The organism is Mariniphaga anaerophila (genome assembly GCF_900129025.1).
GTDB classification, from domain to species: Bacteria; Bacteroidota; Bacteroidia; order Bacteroidales; family Prolixibacteraceae; genus Mariniphaga; species Mariniphaga anaerophila.
In genome coordinates this window covers 274,740-299,851 of record NZ_FQUM01000004.1, presented here as the reverse complement: position 1 = coordinate 299,851, position 25,112 = coordinate 274,740, and the positions used below count along the sequence as shown (strand labels likewise).

Below are 25,112 nucleotides of genomic sequence, written 5' to 3'. Positions count from 1 at the left end.
GCGTTTTTTAGGTTTTCATAAAATTACAGACAAGTATATTCTAGGGTATGAATTTCCATGCAAGAGCTCAGTTCGAATAAAGAATATATAGCTGCAAAAACTTCTAATGAAAGCATTGTTTAAATTTAGATATTAATAAAGAACAAATTACAGCCAGCTTTCTGTGGTTTGGGTAGTAGAAAATAATTGTAGGATGAAGGAGGAAATTTATATTACCAATAGTCTGACTTACAGTTTTTTATTCTTTTTATTGTTGCTGTTGTGTAATGTTTTTGGAATCAAGTCTTTAGCGCAAGACAATAAAAAGCCAGACATACTTTTTGTTTTAACAGACGATCAGGCTCCATGGGCATTCAGCGCTTCAGGAGATCCAAATGCCATTACTCCTAACATGGATAAATTGGCGAAAAATGGGGCCGTTTTCAGAAATGCTTTTACCACAACACCGGTTTGTAGTCCCTCCAGGGTAAGTATAATGACTGGCTGTTATGCAAGCGAATATGGTATTTATGATTTTATTGTAAGCCCAACGCATAGTTCGCTAACCTATGATTCCACTTACAATGCCGGTCTGGATCCTGAAAGTGTTACTTTTGCAGAGGTCTTGCAAAAAGCAGGATACAAAACAGGGTTAGTTGGAAAATGGCATCTGGGCGACTGGACTACAGAGGGTGACAAAAAATACCATCCCACAAACCATGGATTCGATTATTTTATGGGGCTTGTTGGTGGGGGTGTTTCTACTGTTGATCCGGAATTGGAAGTAGAAGGAGAATTAAGAAAAATAGAAGGACTTACTACTGATATATTAGCAGATTATGCTATAAAATTTATAAAAGATAATTCGGCTGACAACTTCTTATTATGCCTGAATACCCGTGCTCCACATGCTCGTTGGTTACCCGTTTCAGAATCCGATTGGGCTCCGTTTGAAAATATGGATCCAATTCTCCCAAATCCTGGATACCCGGATTTAGACATTGAAAAGACAAAGAGGCTTACGAGAGAATACTTAGCAAGCACCCGGGGGATGGATCGTAATCTTGGTCGTGTTATCGATGTTCTGGAGGAACTTGGGTTGCTCAAAAACACCATAATTATTTTTTTCTCTGATAATGGTTATAGCATGGGACACAATGGAATAGAACATAAAGGAAATGGAAAATGGATTACAAAAACGAAACCCGATCATACCGAAAACATAAAAAAAGGATATCGACCGAATTTATATGATAACTCACTTAAAGTTCCTGCATTTGTTTATTGGGAAGGCGTGGTGAAACCCGGAACTGTTATTGATAATACAGTTTCGGTGCTCGATTTGTATCCTACAATAGTTGAAATTGCCGGGGCAGAATTACCGGATCCAAAACAACATATAATAAGAGGCAGAAGCTTTCTTCCACTGATAAAGGGCACTAAAATGGATAATTGGAATAACGACTTTTATTCAGAATACAGTATGATTAATTACGCTACTGCTTTTTTACGAAGTTATCGTACACCCGAATGGAAACTTGTACGGGATTTTATGGATCCGTCGAGGGATGAGTTATATCATATCGCACTGGATCCCGAAGAAAATATCAACTTAATAAACTATTCCAGCGATGAAATTAAAGGAGTTGTCGATTCCCTGCATCAAAAAATACTAGAACAAATGGAGAAGATTAATGACCCTCTGTTAAATGAAATTAATGTTGACAGGGAGTATTACAAGAAATCTAGGTAATTTGTTTTTGTAACATTAAAGAATGTGAATTTTTAATGTAGTTTGTTTAGAATTAATCTCCAAGGTAATCTGGATTTTTAAAAATGAAAAAAAGTAAAACATTTCACAACTTAATTTTACTGTCTTTTTTTATCAGTGTCATACTTGTTAACCCTGTTGCGGGATATGCTGAACAGAAACCTAATATTGTGCTTGTGATTGCAGACGATTTGGGGTGGGCTGATGTTGGATACAGTGGCAATACATATTTTGAAACCCCAAATATTGACAAGTTGGCCAGGGAAGGGATGGTTTTCAGTCGATTTTATCCGTCGGCAGCCAATTGTGCCCCATCGCGTGCCTGCTTATTAACAGGGATGTACACACCACGTCACCAGATATATGTTCCTCAGGGAGTGGCAAGAGGTGGAGATGTTTCCAAAATGCGGTTCAAAGTTCCAACTCAGGGACAGAGTTCCTTATTCAATACGTTCCCTGTTAGTATGAATAGTGTCTCCCCTGAATTTGAATCATTGGCTGAATTATTGAAAAAATCGGGATATGTTTCTGCGCGATTGGGTAAATGGCACATTGGTGACGATAACCAGGGATTCGATGTAAACTCAGCTAATGGCGAACCAGGGAACGTTACCAACATTTGCGGCACCGAAGAACGTTTTTACGATGATATTAATGTGGCCGAAAAGTTGACAGATGCAGCCATCAATTTTATAGACGAGAACAAAGACCATCCATTTTTCCTGTATCTTTCTCATTGGGAAGTACATGCCCCTTTAGCTGCTGATGAAGAGAGGATAGAATACTTTAGGAACAAATCTGTAAAGTGGCCTGAAAAAAGTTACAATCCGGTTTATGCTGCAGAAGTGGAACAGGTGGATATAAGTGTGGGGAGAATTTTGTCGAAATTAAAAGAGCTGGAACTGGAAGAGAATACAGTTGTAATTTTTACATCAGATAATGGAGGATTACTGTCAGTTACCTCCAATGCTCCTTTGCGTGCAGGGAAGGGAACTTTTTATGAAGGTGGAATAAGAGTTCCGCTTTGCATAAGATGGCCAGGTGTAACAAAGCCGGGTTCACAAACCAATATTCCGGTTATTGGAGTAGATCTTATGCCCACTTTGGCTGAAATTTCTTCTTCTGAGCTACCCAAAAACCAGCCTGTTGATGGGATGTCAATTGTGCCCCTTCTTAAACATGAATCTTTTGATAAGGAAAGGCCACTGTTTTTTCATTTTCCTCTTTATTTAGGAGGAAGCGGAAGTGTTTTGCCAGCGTTCAATGGAGAGAAAAATTACTGGCGTGCAGTGCCTTCTTCTGTTATAATGAGTGGCGACTGGAAGTTGATTTATTACTATGAATATGAAAGCTACGAGTTGTTCAATCTGAAAGAAGATATCTCGGAACAAAACGATCTGTCTTCTACTAAAACCAGGGTTGCTTTGGAGATGTTAGGAAAACTTCAAAAGTGGGTTGCGGAGGTAAATGCGCCCGTCCCCGTTGTGCTAAACCATAATAATTAACTGACATACATTTACTAAAATGAAAAATATAAAATTTCCTTTAATAGTTGCTGGTTTGATAATTGTTCTTAACAGCGCCTGTAAAAAAAATGAGACGATAAAAAATCCCCCAAACATAATTTTCATTCTGGCCGATGATATGGGGAGTGCTCAACTTGGTTGTTATGGCAGTAACTTTTACCAGACTCCCAACATCGATAAGCTGGCTTCGGATGGCATGCTTTTTACCAATGCTTATGCAGCAGCAGCCATTTGTTCACCTACGCGGGCAAGTATTATGACAGGGAAATATCCTGCACGGCTTCACCTGACCGATTTTATTCCGGGAAACGACCACGATAATTATCAGTTAAGTCAGCCGGAGTGGCAGAAGTTCCTTCCACTGGCAGAAGTCACTTTTGCTGAAGTTTTGAGAGAACATGGTTACAAAACAGCAATATTTGGGAAATGGCATTTGAGCCGTGAAAAAACACCACCCGGGAGTTTACCCTTTAATCCGGATAAACAGGGTTTCGATGAACATTTTGTGACTTACAAGCCTTCAGCAGATTTGGTTCAACCCTGGCAGAGTGCAGAGGTTGATGCCCATAATGTGGATACAATCACAGAACTCTCGCTTCAATTTATTAAACAGAACAGGAATAATCCATTTTTTCTGTTTATTTCTCACAATACAACTCACGACCCGTTGAAAGAACGTGCTGAAACCATCCTGAAATATGAAAATATGCCTGCATCTTCCAACCCTGAAAATCATCCGGTTTTAGCAGCTATGGTTGAGCGGCTCGACAACAGCTGTGGAAAAATATTTGAAGGGATAGAGAACCTTGGATTAGAAGATAATACGATTATTGTGTTTTTTGCCGATAACGGAGGCCGACAAAAATATGCAGTACAATCTCCTTTCAGGGCAGGCAAGGGCTGGCTGTACGAAGGTGGGATCAGGGAGCCGATGATTGTAAAGTGGAAAGATGTTGTAAAACCGGGCTCCAAGTCAAAATCAATGGTAATCTCAAATGATTTTTTCCCGACATTTATTGAGATGGCCGGAATTAAAGACACGATAACCGAAAATATCGATGGGAAAAGTATCCTTCCTCTTCTGAAAAATCCTGAAACAGAAATTCATAAATCTCTTTACTGGCACTATCCGCATTATCATGGCGGTTCAGGGATGGAGCCGGCAGGAGCTGTCAGAGTTGATAATTGGAAGCTCATTGAATGGTACGAAAAAAGTTTGTTGGGAGAAAAAGAAAAAGCTTTCGAATTGTATAATTTGGAAACCGATGAAGGAGAAACCAATAATCTTAAGGCAGACTTTCCTGAAAAAGTAGAGGAAATGGCTGACCGGTTGCATAACTGGAGAGAGGAAACTGGAGCCCAAATGCCGGTTGTAAATAACCATCCGAATGGAAAAAAATAGTTAGTGCAAATGAAGTTATTTATGGCAAGAAAAATAGAAATACTGATTATTATAGTAGTACTGACTTCATTAAAGTCTATTGCTCAGCAGAATACTTTGCATGAGCTGGGAGAGATAGTTCGGCTTGAATATAATAACCCGGGACTTTTAGTCGATTTGGGAGTCGGGCTTTGGGCATTACCAATGCCGATGGATTTTAACGATGACGGAAATACAGATATGGTTGTTTCTAATGGTGGCCGCGGAGCATATAATGGTCTCTATTTTTTCAAAAATTCAAATGAAAATAATGAATCAATTTTTGAGCCGCCCGTCAGAATTGGAGACGGGCCGCCACATATTCAGGTTTCCTATCCCAACAACGAACCAAGAATATTAGGCCCGGGTATCGAATACATCAATTTTAAAGACCGCGTTTTAAAAAGGGCTGAAGGAATTTTCAATGCAAAAGAAATCTATTCTTTTTCGAAAAGAAGGCGCAGTACACAGTGGAAATATGTCGATTATGATAATGATGGTGATTTGGATATTTTAGTCGGAGTAGATGACTGGTCAGATTATGGATGGGATAATGCATTTAATTCAAAGGGTGAATGGACCAGGGGCGAACTTCATGGTTATGTTGTTCTTATTGAAAATATAAACGGTGAATATAAATTGTCGGGGCAGCTTCAAGCAGGAGGTAGGGCTATTGATGTATATGGAATGTCAACACCAAACATGGAAGATTTTGATGGAGATGGTGATTTGGATCTGATTTGTGGCGAGTTTACCGATAGATTAACATGGTTCGAAAATATTGGGACACGGGAAAAGCCCGAATTTGCAGAAGGCCGGTTTCTTGAAAATAATGAAGGCATAATTCATATGGATTTACAGATGATATCTCCGGTTGCTTTTGATTGGGATAAGGACGGGAAAACGGACCTGGTGGTTGGAGAAGAAGACGGACGTGTGGCATTGTTAAGAAATACAGGAGAAATAACGTATGACATGCCTCAATTTGAATCTCCTGTGTTTTTAAAACAAGAGGCCGGATATGTGAAATTTGGTGCTCTGGTAACCCCTTTTAGCATCGATTGGGATGATGACGGTGATGAAGATTTGATTTGTGGAAATTCAGCAGGATACATCGGATATATAGAAAACCTTGACGGTGGAAATTTGCCTAAATGGGATGCCCCGGTTTACCTGAAAGCCGATGGCGAGGTAATTCGAATAATGGCAGATGAAAACGGTTCAATTCAAGGACCGGCAGAAAAAAAGTGGGGCTACACTTCATTGTCTGTAGCGGACTGGGACGGAGATGGATTGAAAGACATCGTAATTAATTCTATCTGGGGAAAAATTGAGTGGTATAAAAATAATGGAAAGAAAGGGGCACCCAAACTCACAAAAATGGGAAGTGTAAAAATTGACTGGGAAGGGCAGGAGCCTAAAAAACCAACGTGGAACTGGTGGAATCCCGGGGAGGAAGAATTGGTAACCCAATGGCGGACCACCCCTTTTATGATAGATTGGAACAAAGACGGACTAATGGATTTGATTATGCTGGATGATGAAGGATACCTGGCATTTTTCGAACGATTCCTCAAAAATGAAGAATTGTATTTGAAACCGGGCAAACGCATATTTATGGATGCTGACAATGGTGGGTTATTAAGGCTGAATGACAGAGAAGCAGGCAGTAGCGGAAGGCGAAAAATCTGCCTGGTCGACTGGGACGGGGATGGTAAATTAGACTTATTGGCCAACAGTAAAAATGTTGAATTTTATAAGAATACGGGAAGTAAAAACGGCTTGGTCTTTTTCAAACAACAAGGCGACATTTCCGACATTTCACTTGCCGGGCATTCCACTAGTCCAACTGTTGTCGACTGGAATAACAACGGAAAGCCTGACTTGCTTTTCGGCGCAGAAGATGGACATTTGTATTTCTTTAAAAATGAATAAATTATTTACGATGAGGTTTGAAGACCATTACAACCGGTTGAATATCATGGATATTTATTATACTGAAAAATAAAAAAATATAAGTTAATTATGGAAAAAAACAAGAGTACAAACCTAAACAGGCGCAAGTTTTTAAGTTATTCAGCGCTTGGGTTGACCGGGCTTACCATTTTGCCCAGTTGGGTAATGGTAAATGGAAAACGAATAGCGCCAAGCGACAGGGTAGTATTAGGGTTTATTGGTTTGGGACGACAGGGTTTATCCGATTTTAATAGTTTTACCGGGTGCCCGGGTGTGCAGGTAGCAGCCTGCTGCGATGCTGATAGCTTGAAACGTATTCGTTTCAAAAACAAGGTGGAAGCATGGCAATTGACTCAAAACGTACCTCAAAGGTGCGATATGTACGAGTTTTACGAAGATTTACTGGCACGAAAAGATATTGACGCTGTATCCATTGCATCTCCCGATCACTGGCATGCTTTGATGACCATTCACGCCTGTGAGGCAAATAAGGATGTTTATGTTCAAAAACCCCTGGCTTTTACAATTCGCGAGGGGCAGGAAATGGTGAAAGCAGTACGTGCCAATAACCGGGTTTTACAGATTGGAAGCCAGCAGCGTTCGAGTGAAGAATTTCAGCAGGCAATAGAACTGGTAAGAAGCGGGGCAATCGGACATATTGAAACCATTTATGTTAAGGTTGGAGATCCGCCAAAGCCACTCGATTTACCTGAACAACAGGTTCCTGCAGGTTTAAACTGGAACCTTTGGATGGGGCCGTTAAACGATCCTGCAATTCACTACCATCCTGACTTATGTCCTCCAATTTCCATCAATCCTGAAAAAGATGAGGAACTCTGGGGAGCTTGGCGTTGGTACAGGGAAACCGGAAATGGTTATACCGCCGACTGGGGAGCTCATATGTTCGACATTGCCCAGGCTGCCATTGGAATGGATGGATTGGGCCCGTGTGAGTTTATTCCTAAAGGTTATAACAACACAGAATACCTGACTATGAAATATCAAAATGGCATAATAATGACCGAACAAAACTGGAGAGACGGTGGAAAAAGAGGGAGCCGCGGAATCGGTTTTAACGGAACCAAAGGATGGGTTAATGTGATGAGAGGTTACATTGAAAGCTCCGACCCGTCGTTGCTGGAAAAAAAAGAAAGAAAGGTTGCTGAAGGAGAATATGAGGTGAGTTCCCCCCACATGCAGAACTTTATCGATGCGGTCAGATCGCGAAAAGACCCGATTGCACCCGTAGAGGTAGGATGCAGTACCAACACCCTCTGTTGTTTGGCAAATATTGCTACCGAACTTCAACGCCCGGTAAAATGGAATCCGGCAACGTTAAGTTTTGGCGATGATAAGGAGGCAGAAGCACATCGGCTTTACAACTATCAGTACAGAAATCCTTATTCTCTTTAATAAATAGTATTGATGATGAAAAAGAAGCTATTCAAAACAAAAAAATACAATTCATTTATTTTATATCGAGTTATTCTGATTTTCGGTCTATGGGTAGGTTTTCTGGCAAATAGCTGTGTTTCAGAAAAAAACAGATCAAATTTTCAGGGAGTACAAATTGGAACAATAACATACAGCTACCGAAGTATGCCCGACCAGTCATTGCCTGCAATTTTAGATTACGCCGTAGAGTCCGGAATAGGTTCGGTTGAATTAATGGGAACGCCATTGGAAGCGTATGCCGGAATACCGGAAGGCCGTGAAGAAATAGTAGAATGGAGAAAAACCGTTTCGATGGATAAATTCAAAGAAATTCGAAAAATGTTTAACGATAAAGGAGTCAATATTCATATTGTAAAAATGAGGTGCAGGCGTTGGGCTGATGAGGAGATTGATTATGCTTTTAATGTATGCAAGGCACTCGGAGCAATGGGAATGACCATGGAAATATCGGAAGAAGCAGCAGAGCGGCTGGCTCCTTTTGCCGAGAAACATAATCTGTATGTCATTTTTCATAATCACGGACAACCCGGCGAACCCGGTTTCAATTTCGAAAAGTTTCTTGCTTACAGCCCCAAAATGATGTTAAACTTTGATGTGGGGCATTTTTACGGTGCAACAGGAATACATCCCAACGTCATTCTTGAAAAGTTGTACAACCGGATTGCAAGTATTCACATTAAAGACAAAACTGGTATGAATGCTTCCGAACCGGACACAAACCGGCCCTTTGGCCAGGGCGATACGCCGGTTGCCGAAATTCTGAATCTCATAAAAGAAAAACAGTGGCCAATAGTTTGCGATATTGAGCTGGAATATCCTGTTCCCGATGGCTCCGATGCAGTGACAGAAGTGGCAAAATGTGTGGAGTATTGCAAAGAAATTCTTGTAAATTGAAAGGAAACGATAAAGAGTTAATTTAAAATGGGAAAAATAATAAAAAGTAAACCTGCAAGATTCTTACCGGTAATATTCTTTCTGATGGTTTTTTCTATCCCTCTTCAGGCCCGGTATGTAAATTTTACCAATAGTGCAATTTATTATCCGTACGCGAGCAGTGAAAAGACCATACTGGCTGCTCAAATGCTTCACGATGAGATTGCACGGAGAACAGGAATTCATTTGCCAATGGGAACAAATCCTGAGTCTTTTAATACCCCTGCCATAATAGTTGGGTTGGAAACCGAAATTTCATTGTTACAGAAGGAATTTGGTTCTGCTTTAAGAGAACTACAGGCTGCCGCACCGGAAGGATATAAAATAGTTATGCTTCCCGGGGAAAAGACAATGTTAATTGCGGGCCATGATGAACGCGGCGTAATGTATGGTATTGGTTATTTGCTTAGGAAAATGGAGTTAAGAAATGAAGATATTAAAGTACCGCTGTTGTCGGTTTCTTCTTCTCCAATGTCACAGATTCGGGGGCACCATATTTCATACCATTTCACCAGCGATAGCATGTCTCAGGAAAAATCTCTTTATGAGCAATATCTGAGGGAATTAATTTATTTCGGATTGAATCATGTTTCTGTAAGCAGCCCGGCTGAAGCGCAATTGGCTCTAAAATACGGTATGGATATTTCGATGTACATGGCAAATTTGGGAGATGATTTTCAGTCAACTGAAGGAATCCGGAAAGAGTTGGAAAAAAGAGAAGCAATTTTCAGGAATATGCCAAAACTGAATGAGATTTTTGTTCCCGGCGGCGATCCTGGTGACTTGGAGCCCGATGTTTTATTTAGCTGGCTCGAAAAACTAGCGCCGGTTTTGTTGAAATATCATCCGGATGCAAGGATTTGGGTTTCACCTCAAAATAACAATAAAGGAAAAGCTACGGCGGAATGGTATCAGTCATTCTTTGAACATGTTAATCGCGATTACTCTTGGTTTGGAGGAGTAGTATTTGGCCCATGGACCAGAGTCCCGCTTGAAGAAATAAGGGAAATTGTAAATGAGCGTATTCCAATTCGTCGATTTCCCGATATCACTCATTTGTTTGGGTGCCAGTATCCGGCTCCTGAGTTGGATTGGGTATTTGCCCATACTCTGAGCAGAATGTCAATTCAACCACGCCCCGAAGGTTTTAAGCATATTCATAATTTATATGCAAACATCGTAGTTGGTGCTCGTCCTTATTCCGAAGGAAACAGCGATGATGTGAATAAATTTGTATGGAGCGATCAGGATTGGAATTCGAATACACCTGCTATTGAAACCCTTCGCGATTATGCCCGGTTATTTATTGGACCTGATTATACAGAAAGCATTGCACAAGGAATTCTGGCATTAGAAAAAAATCTTAAAGGACAGCTGATTGACAATGACAATATTGAAAAGACACTTTTGCAATGGCAGGAAATGGAACGCACGGCAGAACCTGAAGTTTTGCAAAATCCTCGCTTTCAGTTGGGGCTTATCAGGGCTTATTACGATGCGTACCAGAAACAACGCCTGATGTATGAAAATGTGTTGGAATACAGGGCTATGGAAGCATTGCGAAATGCCGGGAAACTGGGAACATTACAAGTCATTGAACAGGCAACAAAAGTGCTGAATGAAGCTTCTGTGCATCCGGTTGGGGGCGATTATAAGCTTAAAATAAACGAGTTATATAATTCTCTTTTCAGAGGGGCCAGTCCACGTTGGATGTCAGAATTTCAAAAATGTGAGTTTGTGGAACGCATCGATGTTCCCCTTAATAATTCGGAGTGGCTTTTGAGTCAGTTTGATAGGATAAAAAACACATCGGGCGAGCCGGAACAGTTGCAAATGGTTTACGAAATCCTGAACCGTACTAACCCTGGTCCTGGCGGATTTTATGACAATCTGGGCACAGAAGCTTCCTTTAGTCGGGTAAAAGCAAAAAAGAAAGCAGAAGAGGATCCCGGAACACATTTTTATCCGCGCAGGAATTACATCAGGGGAGTGGTTCCCATGCCTGTTTCCTGGAAGGTACAGATGGCTACACTTTATGAAGAGCCTTTAGTATTGGTATACGAAAATCTTGATCCGAATTCAGAATATAAGATTCGTATAAATTATACAGGAGGAATAGGCAGGGGCCAATCGAAAATGAAACTTATTGCTAACGGAGAGTACATTGTACACGATTTTATAGACACGGAAGGAAAGCCTATTCAGGAGTTTAACCTTCCCAAAGAAGCTTATTCTGAGGGTAAAATGGAATTGTCGTGGACATGCGGAAAAGGAGAAAGAGGAGCGCCTGTTGCCGAAGTTTGGATAATTAAAAAATGAATACTACAATTCACCAACGTAAATAGATGTGTGTAAAAGAGTTGATGAAGAAACTAATATGTGAATTATGAAACATAAAACTTTAGCAGCAATCTTTCTGCTATTTATAGGGACATTCTCAACAAGTGCCCAACTAATTTTTATTGAAGCCGAAAGCTTTGAGAACAGGGGGGGCTGGGTAATCGATCAGCAAAGTATGGATCAAATGGGATCGCCTTATATGATGGCCCACGGTTTGGGAGTTCCGGTTGAGAATGCAAGAACACAGATCGAAGTTGCAGAAAAAGGGAAATACCGGGTTTGGGTACGTACCCGAAACTGGGTTGCTCCCTGGGGTGTTTCGGAAGCTCCCGGAAAATTTCAACTGCTTTTTGATAGTGTTCCTTTAAAAACATTATTTGGAACCGAAGGAGCGGAATGGCATTGGCAGGATGGTGGTACCATTAAGTTAGACAAAGGCAACATTGAAATTGAACTGCATGATTTGACCGGTTTCAATGGCCGTTGCGATGCCATTATCCTGACCAAAAAAATGGGGTTCATTCCACCTGAAGAAACCGATGCTTTAGCAGATTTCCGTGACACATATTTAAATCTTCCTGAGCAACCAGAACTGGCTGGCGAGTTTGATTTGGTGGTCGTTGGCGGCGGAATAGCAGGGATTACTTCAGCAATTAGTGCTGCCAGACTGGGATGCAAAGTGGCGCTGATTCAAAACAGGCCGGTGCTTGGCGGTAACAACAGTTCCGAAGTTCGTGTAGGTTTGTCAGGACTCATTTTTCAGGAACCTTATCCCAACCTTGGAAAGCTGGTTGACGAAATTGGCTCTGTTGGGCACTGGACCTTTTGGGAAGTCAAACTTGATCCGGAATCGGAACGAAGTAAAAAAAATCTGGAGATAATTGAGAACAACCCGGAAAAGAAAATTCATAATGCCGGCCCCCAGAGCAACTATGGCGACGATAAAAAACAGAAAATAGTGGAAGCAGAAGAAAACATTGAGTTGTTTCTGAATACACATGTTTTTGACGCCGAAAAATCAGGAGACAAAATTATTTCTGTAACCGGAAGAGATATCATTACCGGGAAAGAATTAATTTTCAAAGGACAACTTTTTGCTGATTGCACAGGCGACGGGAATCTTGGGTTTCTGGCCGGTGCCGATTTCAGAATGGGAATGGAAGACCATGCAGAAACTGAAGAACCCAGCGCACCCGAAAAAGATGATGATTTGGTTATGGGAACCTCAGTACAGTGGTATGCCGAAAAACCGGATAAACCTTCTTCTTTCCCCGAATGTACCTGGGCCGTGCATTTTACTGAAGAAACCGCCCAGCATTTAACGCGCGGAGATTGGGACTGGGAAACCGGATTTTATTGGGATCAGATTGAAGATATAGAATACATAAGAGACTATGCTCTTCGAGCGGTTTTCGGAAACTGGTCTTACCTCAAAAACAAAAGCAAAGAGAAGGAAAAATACAACGAATATCAACTAAAATGGGTGGCCTACATCGGCGGAAAACGCGAATCGCGCAGGCTTCTTGGCGATGTAATTTTAAAAGAACAAGATCTTTTAACCAGGGTAGAATATCCCGATGCCAGTTTTACGACAACCTGGACCATCGACCTCCATTATCCGGTTGCCCTGAAAGGTTTTAATGAAGAACCTTTTCTTTCAAAAGCAAAGCATATCAAAATTGAACCTTATGCAGTTCCATACCGGTGTTTATACTCCAGAAATATTAATAATTTATTTATGGCCGGAAGGAATATTAGTGTTACTCACGTTGCACTGGGTACGGTACGTGTTATGCGTACAACAGGTATGATGGGCGAGGTGGTTGGAATGGCGGCATCACTGGCAAAAAAATACGGTACAAATCCCAGAGGAGTTTATCAAAACCATTTGGATGATCTAAAATTATTGATGGAAAAAGGAGTTGGTAGGAATTGGTATGAATAACGCTTTAAAGAACGAGCCATTCATAGATTGTAAAAAGACATTTTAATTCTTCGTCCGTTTAACAGATGTATATGAGAAAGCTAATTTTTTACATTATTAATTCATCTTTTACAAAGGGCATTTTAATTCCCTATGCATGTAGTAACAAAAAGGTGTTAAATGAAATTAAACCTCAGATTATGGTTTCGGAGTTTAGCTACAAAAATGCTTCTTTTCACCAATGCCATGCCTTAACAATTATTGAAACAGGTAATGAACTGCTTGTTTCAGGGTTTGGAGGCGCAAAAGAAAATAATTTTGGCAATTGTATTTACGTATCCGAAAAAAAAGAAGGAAAATGGAGTACCCAGTACTTGCTGCCAATGGGATAATTAATGAAACACTGCAATATCCCGTACTTTTAAAATAGAAGAACAGTAAAATATATTCAATTCGGTCTTTACTGATCTGAATGCAGTTATTAAAAAGAAAGTTAAAATGAAAACACTAAAATCGTCCTTTTTTCTATTTATTATTTTATTAATCGCTATTCATGCACCTTTTCAGCTCATGGCAGAAAAGCAGAGGCCTAATATCCTTTTAATTCTGATAGATGATTTAGGATGGCAGGATTTACAGTGTTATGGAAGTAAGTTTTATGAAACTCCCAATATCGATAAACTCAGAACGGAAGGAATAATGTTTACGAATGCATATTCGGCTTGCCCGGTTTGTTCTCCAACCCGTGCAAGTATATTAACGGGTAAAAATCCTGCACATCTTCAGTTTACCGGCCACATTACTTCTGTTGGAGAGCATCGTTATCCGGAACATGGACGAATTATTCCTCCCGACGACAAGATGTATGTTGATTTGGATGAGATCATGATTCCGGAAGCATTAAAGTCGTTAGGTTATAATTCGATCAGTATCGGCAAATGGCATGTGGGTAACAAAGAAAAATATTTTCCAACTCACCAGGGATTCGACATGAATATTGCAGGTTATGAACACGGAAGTCCCCCTACGTATTGGGGGCCATACGAAAAACTAAGCTCTGACTGGAACCCTAAAATAAAAAATATGAAGGAAGGTAAGTCAGGAGAATACCTGACCGATCGGCTAACCGATGAAGCAATTAGCTTTATAAAAGCAAACAAAAAAAATCCGTTTTTTTTATACTTGTCTCATTATGCGGTACATACGCCCTTGGAAGCTTCGGATTCGCTGGTGAGGAAATACGAAAAAAAATGGAAAAAAATACATCCCAAAAAAACGCGGTATATGCTGCAATGATTGAGAATGTAGATACCAATATCGGCCGTCTTCTGGCTGAGCTTGAAATGATGAATTTATCTGATAATACAATTATAATATTTTACAGCGATAATGGAGGAGAACAAAAAGCAACAAACAATAAGCCATTGAGAGAAGGAAAGGGATTTCTTTATGAAGGTGGCATTCGTGTGCCTTTAATTATTAAATGGCCAGGGAAAATTGCAGAAAATACCACTTGTGATACTCCTGTTATCAGCGACGATATTTATCCTACCATCATGGAAATGGTTGGAAAAGGGGCTAAACCCGCTAAAGATATCGACGGATTAAGCCTCGTTCCACTACTCCTGGGTGAAAAATCTCTTAAAAGAGAACAATTATGCTGGTATTACCCGCATTACAGTCCTCAGGCAAAAATGCCTGGACACGCAATTCGAAAAGGTGACTTTAAACTTATTGAATATTATGATCCTGAAAAGATTGAATTATACAATTTAAAATACGATATAAATGAAAGCCAAAATCTTGCCGATAGTCATCCCGAGAAAGTACATGAATTAGAATATGAATTCGACAGGTGGCTTAAAAAAATGAATCCGGTTATGCACTCCTTAAATCCAAATTAAATCAAAGGTTATAGAGATGAATAACTAATAATATTCTTAGATTCTTAATAAAAACAAAAATATTTAAAATATGATTTTCAGATATATAATAAAATCAGTTCTTTTTCTGTACTGTAGCACATTTAGTTTTTATTCCCTTAAAGCAATTAATAATGAAAGAGATAAGCCAAATATCATTTTCATAATGGCCGACGATTTAGGCTATGGTGATTTAGGATGTTACGGACAACAAAAAATTAAGACCCCCAATATAGATAAACTGGCTTCCCAAGGCATTCGTTTTACGAAGGCTTATGCAGGAGGAGCTGTTTGTACTCCGTCCAGAAGTGTACTTATGACAGGGCTTCATAACGGACACACACCAGCCAGGGATAATATTCCGCATTATTCAACTTACCTTCAGGAAAAGGATGTTACAGTTGCCGAAATTTTGAAGAAAGCCGGTTACCGGTGCGGAGGCGTTGGTAAGTGGTCACTGGGTGATGCCGGTACTGCAGGGGCTGCTACCAATCAAGGTTTCGATATGTGGTTTGGGTATCTTAACCAGGACCATGCACATTATTATTACACAGAATATCTGGATGATAGTTACAGAGCTGAAAATAACTACCGTTATGAGCTTCCTAAAAATACACAGTCGAAACAATATTATAGCCACAATTTAATTACCGATCGGGCTTTGCAATTTATAAAAGACGCCCACCGGGAACCGTTCTTCTTATATGCTGCCTTTACCTTGCCCCACTTCTCCGCAAAATCTGAAGACAAGGATCGGCTTACAGTGCCTTCAACAGAACCATATACTGATATGAAGTGGGATGAACATTCTAAAAAATATGCCTCAATGGTCAATATCTTAGATCAAGGTGTGGGGCGAATTGTTAGCTTGGTTGATGAATTGGGAATAAAGGAAAATACATTGATTGTCTTTACCAGCGATAACGGGGGGCATGATGCAGTATGGGAAGAATTTGACACTAATGGTCCTTTTCGCGGATATAAAGGAGATTTGACAGAGGGAGGCATACATGTACCTTTTATTGCGCGGTGGACAGGGAGAATACCGGAAGGAAAAGTTAGTGAAGAAGTTATTGCTTTTCAGGATATGGTGCCAACTTTTGCCGAATTAGCAGGAGTTGATCCTCCTGAAGTAACTGATGGTATCTCGGTTGTGAAGGCCCTCACCGGGAAAAAGCAGAAGAATAAACATAAGTATCTGTATTGGGATTATGGACATTGCAGGGATAGGTACGACCAGGCGGTTCTTCTTGATCATTGGAAAGGAATTCGTTTGGGAAAGGGGGAAGAAATTCAGCTTTATGATTTGAATAAGGATATTGGAGAAAGTAAAGACGTTTCTGCAAGTTATCCAGAAATCGTTCTTAAAATTGAAAAGATTATGCAGGAAGCGTATGTTCCTGATGAAAATTATCCGATCGGTGTAAAATATCAAGGCGGTCCGATTTGGAAAAAGTAAAATCAATTAATAATTTCGAAAAATGGCAACGCATAAAAAGCAATTTGAAAGCGCCTTTAACGGGCTTATTTGTGCGGGTGTTAGTAAACAGTGGAAGTATTTAAAATGTAATTTTAAAGAAATAATTGCGTGATGTATAAACTGGGTAGACTATTAATTCCTGTTTTAATTTTCAGTCTGAGTTGTTCCGGTGACAGCCAGAAAATCCCTTCATGGATAAATGAATATATTGCATTAATCGATTACGGGCAGATAGAAAGTGTAACGCCTGATGTGCACTACTCCGTGTTGTCGGATGATATCCTAAAAGTTTCGGTCGTGTTTAATTTAAAAAATTCTGTCCGTCAGGATGATTGGCAGGTAAATATCACCCCTGCTTTTTTGCCGGATTTTCACTGGGCGTCGCATCTCACACCAACCGACAAACACATCATCGGTCAGCATGTTTTTCGCGCCCCTGCAATTACTGTTGCTTCCAGTGAAAAAAAACTAACCCTTATTCCGGACCTCGGGTTACTGAAGGAAATTCCTTTGGTGGACTGGTATATGGACCTTGATGCTCGCAGTAATAAAATTACTTTGGGAATGAGCAAATCAAAAGTTCAGGAACACGTTCTCTTTGTAAGAGAACCGGGTGCTGTTTTCCCACCGGGAAGAACCGAATTTGGCTTTTATATACTGGTTTCGGATAAAAAGGAGAGTATTTCGAACCCATTCAGGGATGCTGCAGCATTTTTGTGGAAGAATTGGGGAAATGATGCTTTCCAGTCTATGGCTTCCGGATTTGTTGATCTTGAGCGTTATGTGGAACATACTTATAATTGGGCGTTTGATACATGGAAAGAAAGTGTGTGGCAGGAGTTTACTCTGAATGGGAGAAAAGTTGGCGCCCCGGTTTTTATAGTCAATACCACACAGAGTCCTAATTACCCGGGTGAGGTTAACGAAAGAGAATTCCGTTCCATTTGGAACCAGGCCTGGTTCAGTTCTTTACGTTCGGCATCAGGATTATACCGGTATGCCAGGAGAACCGGAAATGAAAAACTGCTGGAATACGCAAATAAAACCAAGGAACTGGCTTTATCATTTCCTCAGGAGAATGGATTTTTCTCTGGCCTGATTGCTACAGAAATGGAAAAGGTTGAAATCAGTGGGAAAAAATATAATCGCTCAAAAGGATGGGATACGTATTACTTTGGAAATTCTAACCGAAACCCTTATTCGCGTAACGCACGTGTTTCCCCGTATCATATTCTTGATATGAGTTTTACCGCGAATCAGATGCTCTTGTGGTATTTAGAACTGGAACAGGATGAGCGCCTTCTCGATTATGCCATACGTTACGCCGATGCCCTGACTGAAACACAGTTTGAAAATGGTTTTTTCCCCGGATGGCTCGATTTGAAAACACGTAAACCGTTGCATCATTTAAACGAGTCACCTGAGTCAGCTATGTCGGTTACTTTTCTTCTGAACCTTTACAAAATCACAAAAAATGAGAAATACAGGCACTCGGCGTTAAAAGCGATGAATGCCATTGTTGAGAATATTGTACATAAAGGGCAGTGGGAAGACTTTGAGACATATTGGTCCTGTTCACGATATGGATCGGAGGATTTGGTTGGGAAAAAAATTGAACGAAATAATCAGTTTAAACAAAATACACTTTCAATGTTCTGGACGGCGGAAGCATTGCTCGAATGTTTTTATCTCACAGACAATCGGGAGTATTTGAATCTGGGAGAACGAACTTTAGATGAAATGCTGATGTACCAGGCCTCCTGGCAGCCACCCTATATTTACGTGAGGACTGTTGGAGGATTTGCCGTGATGAATGCCGATGGCGAATGGAACGATTCGCGGCAGAGCCTTTTTTCCGAATTAATTATCCGCTATGGAGAGGAACTCAAACGGGAAGAGTACTTACAACGCGGGATTGCTGCTTTGTATGCTTCATTTGAAATGATGTACTGCCCCGAGAATGTGGCAACCAAAGAACAATGGGAAAAAGTATGGACTTTTTTCAATGAAAAGGATTATGGTTTTATGATGGAAAATTACGGCCATATGGGAGTAACAAGTCCTGGTGGACTGGGAATTGGCGAATTTACGATTTATGACTGGGGAAACGGAGCTGCGTCAGAAGCTTATAATCGAATTGTCGATCATCTTGGGAAAAAATTCTTGCCGTCGGGGATTAATAAAACAGATAAATCTTCCCCTTAATTTTGGTTTATATGGCCTGGGGATGAGCTTTCGGGACATCTCTAATCATGTTAAAGAGATGTATGATTTAAAAATATCCCATTCCACATTAAATGAGATAACCGACCGAGTTATTCCACAGGTCAAAGCCTGGCAAAGTCGTCCGCTTGAATCGTTCTATCCGATTGTTTGGCTCGATGCGATGCATTATAAAAGTCAGGGGTGAAGGCCGAGTGGTAAGCCGTGCAGAGTAAAACGTACTGGCGGTAAACAAAGAAGGTAGAAAAGAACTAATTGGGATGTATATCTCCCAAAGCGAAGGTGCTAACTTCTGGCTTAGTGTGCTGACCGACTTAAAATCCCGTGGGTAGAAGGTATTTTGATTGCCAGTATTGATAATCTTACAGATTTTGCCCAGACAATTGCAACTATTTTCCCGAAGGTCGAAATCTAGTCTTGTATTGTTCTGTAGGTGAGTAATTTGCAATGGGACAGTGAAATGAGCGGGAAGCGGCTTTTTCTCTATTTTGAGGGAGTGAACTCGGTTGCAAAAGTACTTGTTAACGGAAAACTTGCCGGAAGGCATATTGGCGGGTATACGGCTTTTTGTTTTGAAATTACAGATTTAATAAAGGAAGGTGAGGATGCGTCGTTAACTGTTTTTGTGAGCAATGCATATCGTTTGGACGTTGTTCCTCTCAGCGGAGATTTTAATATTTACGGAGGTATTCATCGGCCTGTCCATTTGTTGGTAACCGGCAATAACTGTATTTCTCCTTTAGATTATGCTTCATCCGGAATTTATGTAAAACCCCTGAAGGTTTCAAAAGAAGAAGCCGCATTTAATGTAGAAACCGTGCTGTCGTTAAACGGAGAAAAGCAAGGATTAGCATTAAAAACAACACTACTGGACGACAAACAAAACGTTGTGGAAAGTCATACAGTCGGAATCTCGAATAATAATTCAGAGCGTGTCAGGCAGTCATTTTCTATAAATAATCCGATTTTGTGGAATGGCAAGAAAAATCCGTATTGCTACCAGGTAAAAGTGGAATTGTTAGATGGTAAAGAGGTTATAGACAAAGTTGTTGAAACTACCGGGTTCCGTTATTTTTCGGTAGATGCAGACAACGGTTTCTTTTTGAACGGACAATATCTGGATTTGTATGGGTTTGGTATGCACGAGGATATAGCGGAAAAAGGAAGTGCATATACTATTTCCGATTACCTGAATGATATTGAACTGGTAAAAGAATCGGGCGCTACAGTGCTTCGTCTAACACATTATCCGCATGGAAAACCTATATATAATTTGTCCGATAAAAAAGGCATTGTGCTCTGGACTGAAATACCTTTTGTTGGTCCTGGTGGTTACACCGGCCCCGGGTATGTAAAAGATGCAGCTTTGGAGGAAAATGCACGGCAGATGTTGGTTGAAATGATTCGTCAGAACTACAACCACCCTTCGATATTTTTCTGGGGCTTGTTTAACGAATTAAAACTTGATTTCGACAATCCGGTTCCTTTTTTGAAAGAGTTAAATGCTTTGGCAAAATCAGAAGATTCTTCGCGCATGACTACCTCGGCTACATTTGGTTCGGGCGATGGCTTTATCGGTATTAGTGATTTGATCGGCTGGAATCAATATTCGGGTTGGTATGGCGGAGCTCCCGAGCAGGTGGGCGATTTCATGGATAAAATGAAAACAAAAGCACAGGGTATTCCGGTTTGTGTTTCGGAATATGGAGCAGGAGCGAGTATTTATTCGCATCAATCGCCGGTTGAACAGCCGGTTCCGGTAAGTAATTTTCACCCCGAGGAATGGCAGGTGAGTTGCCACGAAGGGAATTGGAAAGCACTGTCGGAACGCCCATATATCTGGGGAAAATTTGTATGGAATTTTGCCGATTTTGGTTCTTCAATCCGAAACGAAGGTGACCGGCAGGGAATTAACGATAAGGGGTTGATTACCTACGATCACAAAACAAAAAAAGATGCTTTTTATTTTTACAAGGCAAACTGGAATCCGGAACCAATGGTTTACATCGCCTCACGCAGATTTATTAACAGAACACAAAAAATAACAGATGTTAAAGTTTTTGCTAATGTAAAAAAAGTTGAACTTTGGGTAAATGGCGAAAAAATAGGAATGCAAAACCCCGATAGCTTTAATACAGTTATATGGAAAAATATTGAGCTTGTTTCCGGAGAAAACACGGTAGAGGTAAAAGCAAAAAATGGGAAACAGGTGTTACAGGATTCTTGTGTGTGGATACTTTTAAAATAGATTTTTTATATAGCTAAAAATGGAGAATTTAAGAAAACTAAAACCGATTTTTTGGGGAACTATGCTGTTGCTCGTGGTTGCCTGTACTCCCAAACAGAGTATGAATTCCGATTTTGTTAGTGGAACAATTCGTTTAGCCGATGCTCAGGAAAAACTTCAGGTTAAAAAGATTGAAGAATCTGGTAAGATTTTAAATCCGAGGACTGTTAGTGGAGGTGAAGTAAAGTATGTTGGGCGCGAAGACTGGACCAGCGGCTTTTTCCCGGGAACTATGTGGTATATGTACGAATTAACCGGAGACACACTTTGGCGCGGATATGCCCGTAAATATACCGAGGCATTGGATTCTGTAAAGTATCTTACCTGGCATCACGATGTTGGATTTATGGTGGAATGTAGTTTTGGAAACGGCCTGCGATTAGGCGAAAATGAATATAGAGATGTAATTGTTCAGGCAGCAAAATCCTTGTCTTCCCGATTCCGCCCGGTCCCTGGTATTATTCAGTCCTGGAATGTCAACAGGGGCTGGCAGTCGCAAAGAGGTTGGGAATGCCCTGTTATTATTGACAACATGATGAATTTAGAGTTGCTTTTCAATGCAACACGCCTTTCGGGAGACTCAACGTTCTACAACATAGCGGTAAGCCATGCCAATCAAACACTGAAAAACCAGTACCGCGCAGATAACAGTTGTTACCATGTTGTTGATTACAGTTTAAGCAGCGGGGAAGTTCGCAGCCGGGAAACCGCACAGGGATATGCTCACGAGTCGTCATGGGCGCGCGGACAAGCATGGGGAATTTACGGTTTTGCTGTTTGTTACAGGGAAACCCGCGATTTGAGATATCTCGCTCAGGCAAAAAAGGCATTTGAGTTTATTATTAGCCACAAAAATTTTCCGGCTGATTTTGTGCCTTACTGGGACTTTGATGCTCCAGGTATTCCGGACGAGCCGAGAGATGCGTCGGCAGCCGCAATTATGGCTTCAGCATTGTACGAAATAGCAGGCTTTGATAACTATAGCTATTATAAAGAATGGGCTGACAAAATAATGCAAAGCCTTGCCAGTCCTGCTTATTTTGCTGAAACCGGCGAGAATGGAGGTTTTCTGTTAATGCATTCAGTGGGTAGTATTCCGCACGGTCAGGAAATTGATGTGCCGTTAAATTATGCGGATTATTATTTTCTGGAGGCTTTAAAGCGGAAAAGGGATTTGGAGAATAAAACCGACTTCCGTTGAAAGTGCCCGGGGCAGTGAAGTTTGAAATTCCAGAACAACTATAGTGGCGACAGGTATATTGTCTTTTGGGGCATTTCTAAAGTAATTTGCATTTCATGTGCTTTTTTCGTGCGATGAGAAGTATTTTTAATTTTGACTCGTTTGTGCTTCATTATCAGGGATAAATGAAAAGAGCAATGTTAAATAGAATACTTGAAAGAGGATACATCTGAAATAATCTATTAATTTAGAACAAAAAAGAATAGAACACATGAAACAGTTTTTATTTATGTTATTGCTGGGCACGTTGTTGATTTTTGGCGCTTGTAAGCAACACGCAACAATAAATGCCACTATTGATTATACTAATTTTGTTGATCCGATGATTGGTAGCGATTACCACGGACACGTTTTTGTTGGAGCGAGTGTCCCATTCGGGGCAGTACAACTTGGCCCCAATAACCCAACACAAGGCTGGGATTGGTGTTCAGGCTACCATTTTTCCGATTCGCTTTTAATCGGGTTTGCGCACACACATCTTAGTGGCACCGGAATTGGCGATCTGGGCGACATCCTTTTTATGCCGGTTTCGGGTGATGGTACTGCGGTAATTTCAGAAGAGAATCCGTACCAATGGCAAGCTAAATATACCCATGCCGATGAACAGGTTGAACCAGGCTATTATTCCATAGATATTGAACGGTATAAGGTTAAGGCCGAACTGACGGCTACTAATCGTGTAGGATTTCATAAATACGAATACAATGCCGATGGTAACTCCAAAGTATTGGTTGATTTGAAATACGGTACCGGTTGGGATCAGCTTGCAAAAAGTCAGCTAAAGCAGGTAGACAAGAATAGCATAGAAGGTTTTCGCTTTTCAAAAGGATGGGCAGCCGATCAGCGCATTTTCTTTTACACGAAGTTCTCAAAAGATATTGTTGGGTTTGAAATAATTAGAAGCGACGAAGAAATTGGAGAAATTACTGCCCTGATAGAATTCAAAGGCAATGGCGAACTAATGGCAAAAACAGCTGTTTCGCCGGTAAGTACCGAAGGCGCTCTTAATAATATGGTAGCAGAGATTGATGAAGAAATCGGCGCTTGGAACTTTGATGGCGTTCGGGAAATGGCTAAAAAGAAATGGAACGCAGAATTGTGCAAGGTGCATATTGAAACCGCTGATGAAGCAAAGAGGACAGTTTTTTATACCTCTTTGTATCACACCATGATTGCTCCGAGTTTATTTAATGATGCGAATGGAGATTATCGCGGAACCGATAAGGAAGTATATTCCACCCCGGGATTTGATAATTATACCGTTTTTTCGTTGTGGGATACTTATCGTGCTGCGCATCCTTTATTCACGTTGATTCAGCCAAATCGAGTAAATGATTTTGTGAATTCGCTATTAGCAGCCTACGATCAGCAGGGGAAACTGCCTGTTTGGCATCTTCATGGAAATGAAACCAACACCATGGTTGGGTACCATTCGATTCCGGTTATTGTCGATGCTTACCTGAAAGGCATCCGCGGCTTTGATGCCGAACATGCCTTTGATGCCATGAAAACTTCAGCATTATTAGATGAACGCGGGTTAGACGATGTTAAAAAACAAGGTTATATTTCTGCCGACAAAACGGTTGAATCGGTTGCCATGGGGCTGGAGTATGCTATTGACGACTGGTGCATCGCTGCAATGGCAAAGGCCATGGGAAAAACCGAAGATTACGAATTATTCTCGAAAAGAGCCAAATACTACGAAAACTATTTCGATAAAGAAATAAAATTTATGCGTGGGAAACTTTCGGATGGAAGTTGGCGGACTCCCTTTAGTCCGATTCATTCGGCTCACCGCGAAGATGATTTTTGCGAAGGAAACAGTTGGCAATATACTTGGCTGGTTCCTCAAGATCCGGAAGGTCTGATTGAATTGCACGGTGGCGAAGAAGCTTTTAATAATAAACTCGACAGTCTGTTTAATATTTCTTCGGAGCAGGTAGAAACAGCTTCGAGCGATATTTCCGGGCTGATTGGACAGTATGCGCATGGGAATGAGCCTAGCCACCATATCTCGTACATGTACGCTTATGCTGGAACACAATGGAAAACGGCAGAAAAAGTGCGAGAGATCTGCACCTCCATGTATACAGATCAACCTGATGGACTTTGCGGGAACGAAGACTGTGGTCAGATGTCGGCATGGTACGTGCTCTCATCTATGGGGATTTACCCTGTTAATCCGGCCAACGGTGGTTATGTTTTTGGCAGCCCTTTGTTCGATGTGGCTGAAATTAGACTACCCGATGAAAAAGTGTTTACCATTGTTGCAGAAGATAACAGCGAAGAGAATCTTTATATTCAATCGGTCACCTTGGATGGCGCTCCTTATGAAAAATCTTTCATCACTCAAAAACAGATTATGGCGGGAGGAAAGTTGGTGTTTAAGATGGGAGATGCACCCAACAAAGAATTTGGGAAGAATCCAACAGACCGTCCGAAATCGGTAGTTTATTAGAGCTATATAACTTGGAGAATAAAAAACATTGATGTTGCTTCGATGATTCAATTTCAGAAAAACAGAACGGTAACAAATTCTGCATTTCATTGAATTGTTTTGTGCAAAGCTGCTTCTCTGTTTCAAAACAATTTCCTCATTTTTAGGTGAGAATTTTAGATCGCTCGTTCTTCGTGTCCGATGATTTTTTTTGTTGGA

The 25,112-nt window shown here is 40.7% G+C and carries 16 protein-coding genes and 1 pseudogene; all 17 read left to right on the top strand.

Annotation, left to right across the window (positions count from 1 at the left end):
• Positions 1-193 precede the first annotated feature (193 nt).
• The 17 genes and pseudogenes from BUB08_RS09800 to BUB08_RS09720 all read left to right on the top strand — a co-directional run bounded on the left by BUB08_RS09800 (position 194) and on the right by BUB08_RS09720 (position 24,914).
• Positions 194-1,732, top strand: a complete 1,539-nt coding sequence (locus tag BUB08_RS09800; protein WP_073001256.1) for a sulfatase family protein — start codon at positions 194-196, stop codon at positions 1,730-1,732.
• An 83-nt stretch (positions 1,733-1,815) separates the two neighbouring features.
• Positions 1,816-3,255 carry a sulfatase gene (locus BUB08_RS09795; RefSeq protein ID WP_083570685.1) on the top strand — a complete coding sequence of 480 codons (1,440 nt, stop codon included), beginning with the start codon at positions 1,816-1,818 and terminating at the stop codon, positions 3,253-3,255.
• A 19-nt stretch (positions 3,256-3,274) separates the two neighbouring features.
• The gene (locus BUB08_RS09790) at positions 3,275-4,678 is read left to right on the top strand and encodes a sulfatase (protein ID WP_083570684.1); all 1,404 of its coding nucleotides are present in this window, start codon (positions 3,275-3,277) and stop codon (positions 4,676-4,678) included.
• 21 nt (positions 4,679-4,699) lie between these two features.
• Entirely contained in the window at positions 4,700-6,631 is a 1,932-nt protein-coding gene (locus BUB08_RS09785; protein WP_073001254.1) for an FG-GAP repeat domain-containing protein, read from the top strand.
• 90 nt (positions 6,632-6,721) lie between these two features.
• Positions 6,722-8,065 carry a Gfo/Idh/MocA family protein gene (locus BUB08_RS09780; protein ID WP_073001252.1) on the top strand — a complete coding sequence of 448 codons (1,344 nt, stop codon included), beginning with the start codon at positions 6,722-6,724 and terminating at the stop codon, positions 8,063-8,065.
• Positions 8,066-8,077: 12 nt separating this feature from the next.
• Positions 8,078-9,001: a sugar phosphate isomerase/epimerase family protein gene (locus BUB08_RS09775; protein WP_073001250.1), complete on the top strand. Its 924-nt coding sequence runs from the start codon at positions 8,078-8,080 to the stop codon at positions 8,999-9,001.
• Positions 9,002-9,028: 27 nt separating this feature from the next.
• Positions 9,029-11,359 (top strand): beta-N-acetylhexosaminidase family protein, encoded by a 2,331-nt coding sequence (locus BUB08_RS09770; protein ID WP_073001248.1) that lies wholly within the window; start codon positions 9,029-9,031, stop codon positions 11,357-11,359.
• A 67-nt stretch (positions 11,360-11,426) separates the two neighbouring features.
• Positions 11,427-13,325: an FAD-dependent oxidoreductase gene (locus BUB08_RS09765; protein WP_073001246.1), complete on the top strand. Its 1,899-nt coding sequence runs from the start codon at positions 11,427-11,429 to the stop codon at positions 13,323-13,325.
• A gap of 71 nt (positions 13,326-13,396) precedes the next feature.
• On the top strand, positions 13,397-13,696 hold the full coding sequence (locus tag BUB08_RS09760; RefSeq protein WP_073001244.1) for a hypothetical protein: 300 nt from the start codon (positions 13,397-13,399) through the stop codon (positions 13,694-13,696).
• 106 nt (positions 13,697-13,802) lie between these two features.
• Positions 13,803-14,600 (top strand): sulfatase-like hydrolase/transferase, encoded by a 798-nt coding sequence (locus tag BUB08_RS20515; RefSeq protein ID WP_217651588.1) that lies wholly within the window; start codon positions 13,803-13,805, stop codon positions 14,598-14,600.
• The gene (locus tag BUB08_RS20510) at positions 14,555-15,208 is read left to right on the top strand and encodes a sulfatase/phosphatase domain-containing protein (RefSeq protein WP_217651587.1); all 654 of its coding nucleotides are present in this window, start codon (positions 14,555-14,557) and stop codon (positions 15,206-15,208) included. The genes BUB08_RS20515 and BUB08_RS20510 overlap by 46 nt, the downstream gene beginning before the upstream one ends.
• A gap of 70 nt (positions 15,209-15,278) precedes the next feature.
• Positions 15,279-16,685: an arylsulfatase gene (locus BUB08_RS09750; RefSeq protein WP_083570683.1), complete on the top strand. Its 1,407-nt coding sequence runs from the start codon at positions 15,279-15,281 to the stop codon at positions 16,683-16,685.
• Between the two features lie 132 nt (positions 16,686-16,817).
• A complete protein-coding gene (locus BUB08_RS09745; RefSeq protein ID WP_073001242.1) occupies positions 16,818-18,911 on the top strand; it encodes a glycoside hydrolase family protein in 2,094 nt (697 codons plus the stop codon).
• A pseudogene (locus BUB08_RS20800) lies at positions 18,904-19,341 on the top strand (IS256 family transposase); the annotation flags it as partial. The gene BUB08_RS09745 and the pseudogene BUB08_RS20800, both read left to right, overlap by 8 nt.
• 21 nt (positions 19,342-19,362) lie before the next feature.
• Positions 19,363-21,177: a glycoside hydrolase family 2 protein gene (locus BUB08_RS09730; RefSeq protein ID WP_262493944.1), complete on the top strand. Its 1,815-nt coding sequence runs from the start codon at positions 19,363-19,365 to the stop codon at positions 21,175-21,177.
• A 19-nt stretch (positions 21,178-21,196) separates the two neighbouring features.
• Positions 21,197-22,417 carry an AGE family epimerase/isomerase gene (locus BUB08_RS09725; protein WP_217651586.1) on the top strand — a complete coding sequence of 407 codons (1,221 nt, stop codon included), beginning with the start codon at positions 21,197-21,199 and terminating at the stop codon, positions 22,415-22,417.
• Positions 22,418-22,637: 220 nt separating this feature from the next.
• Complete coding sequence (locus tag BUB08_RS09720; RefSeq protein ID WP_317041213.1) at positions 22,638-24,914, top strand: GH92 family glycosyl hydrolase; 2,277 nt, start codon at positions 22,638-22,640, stop codon at positions 24,912-24,914.
• Positions 24,915-25,112: the final 198 nt, after the last annotated feature.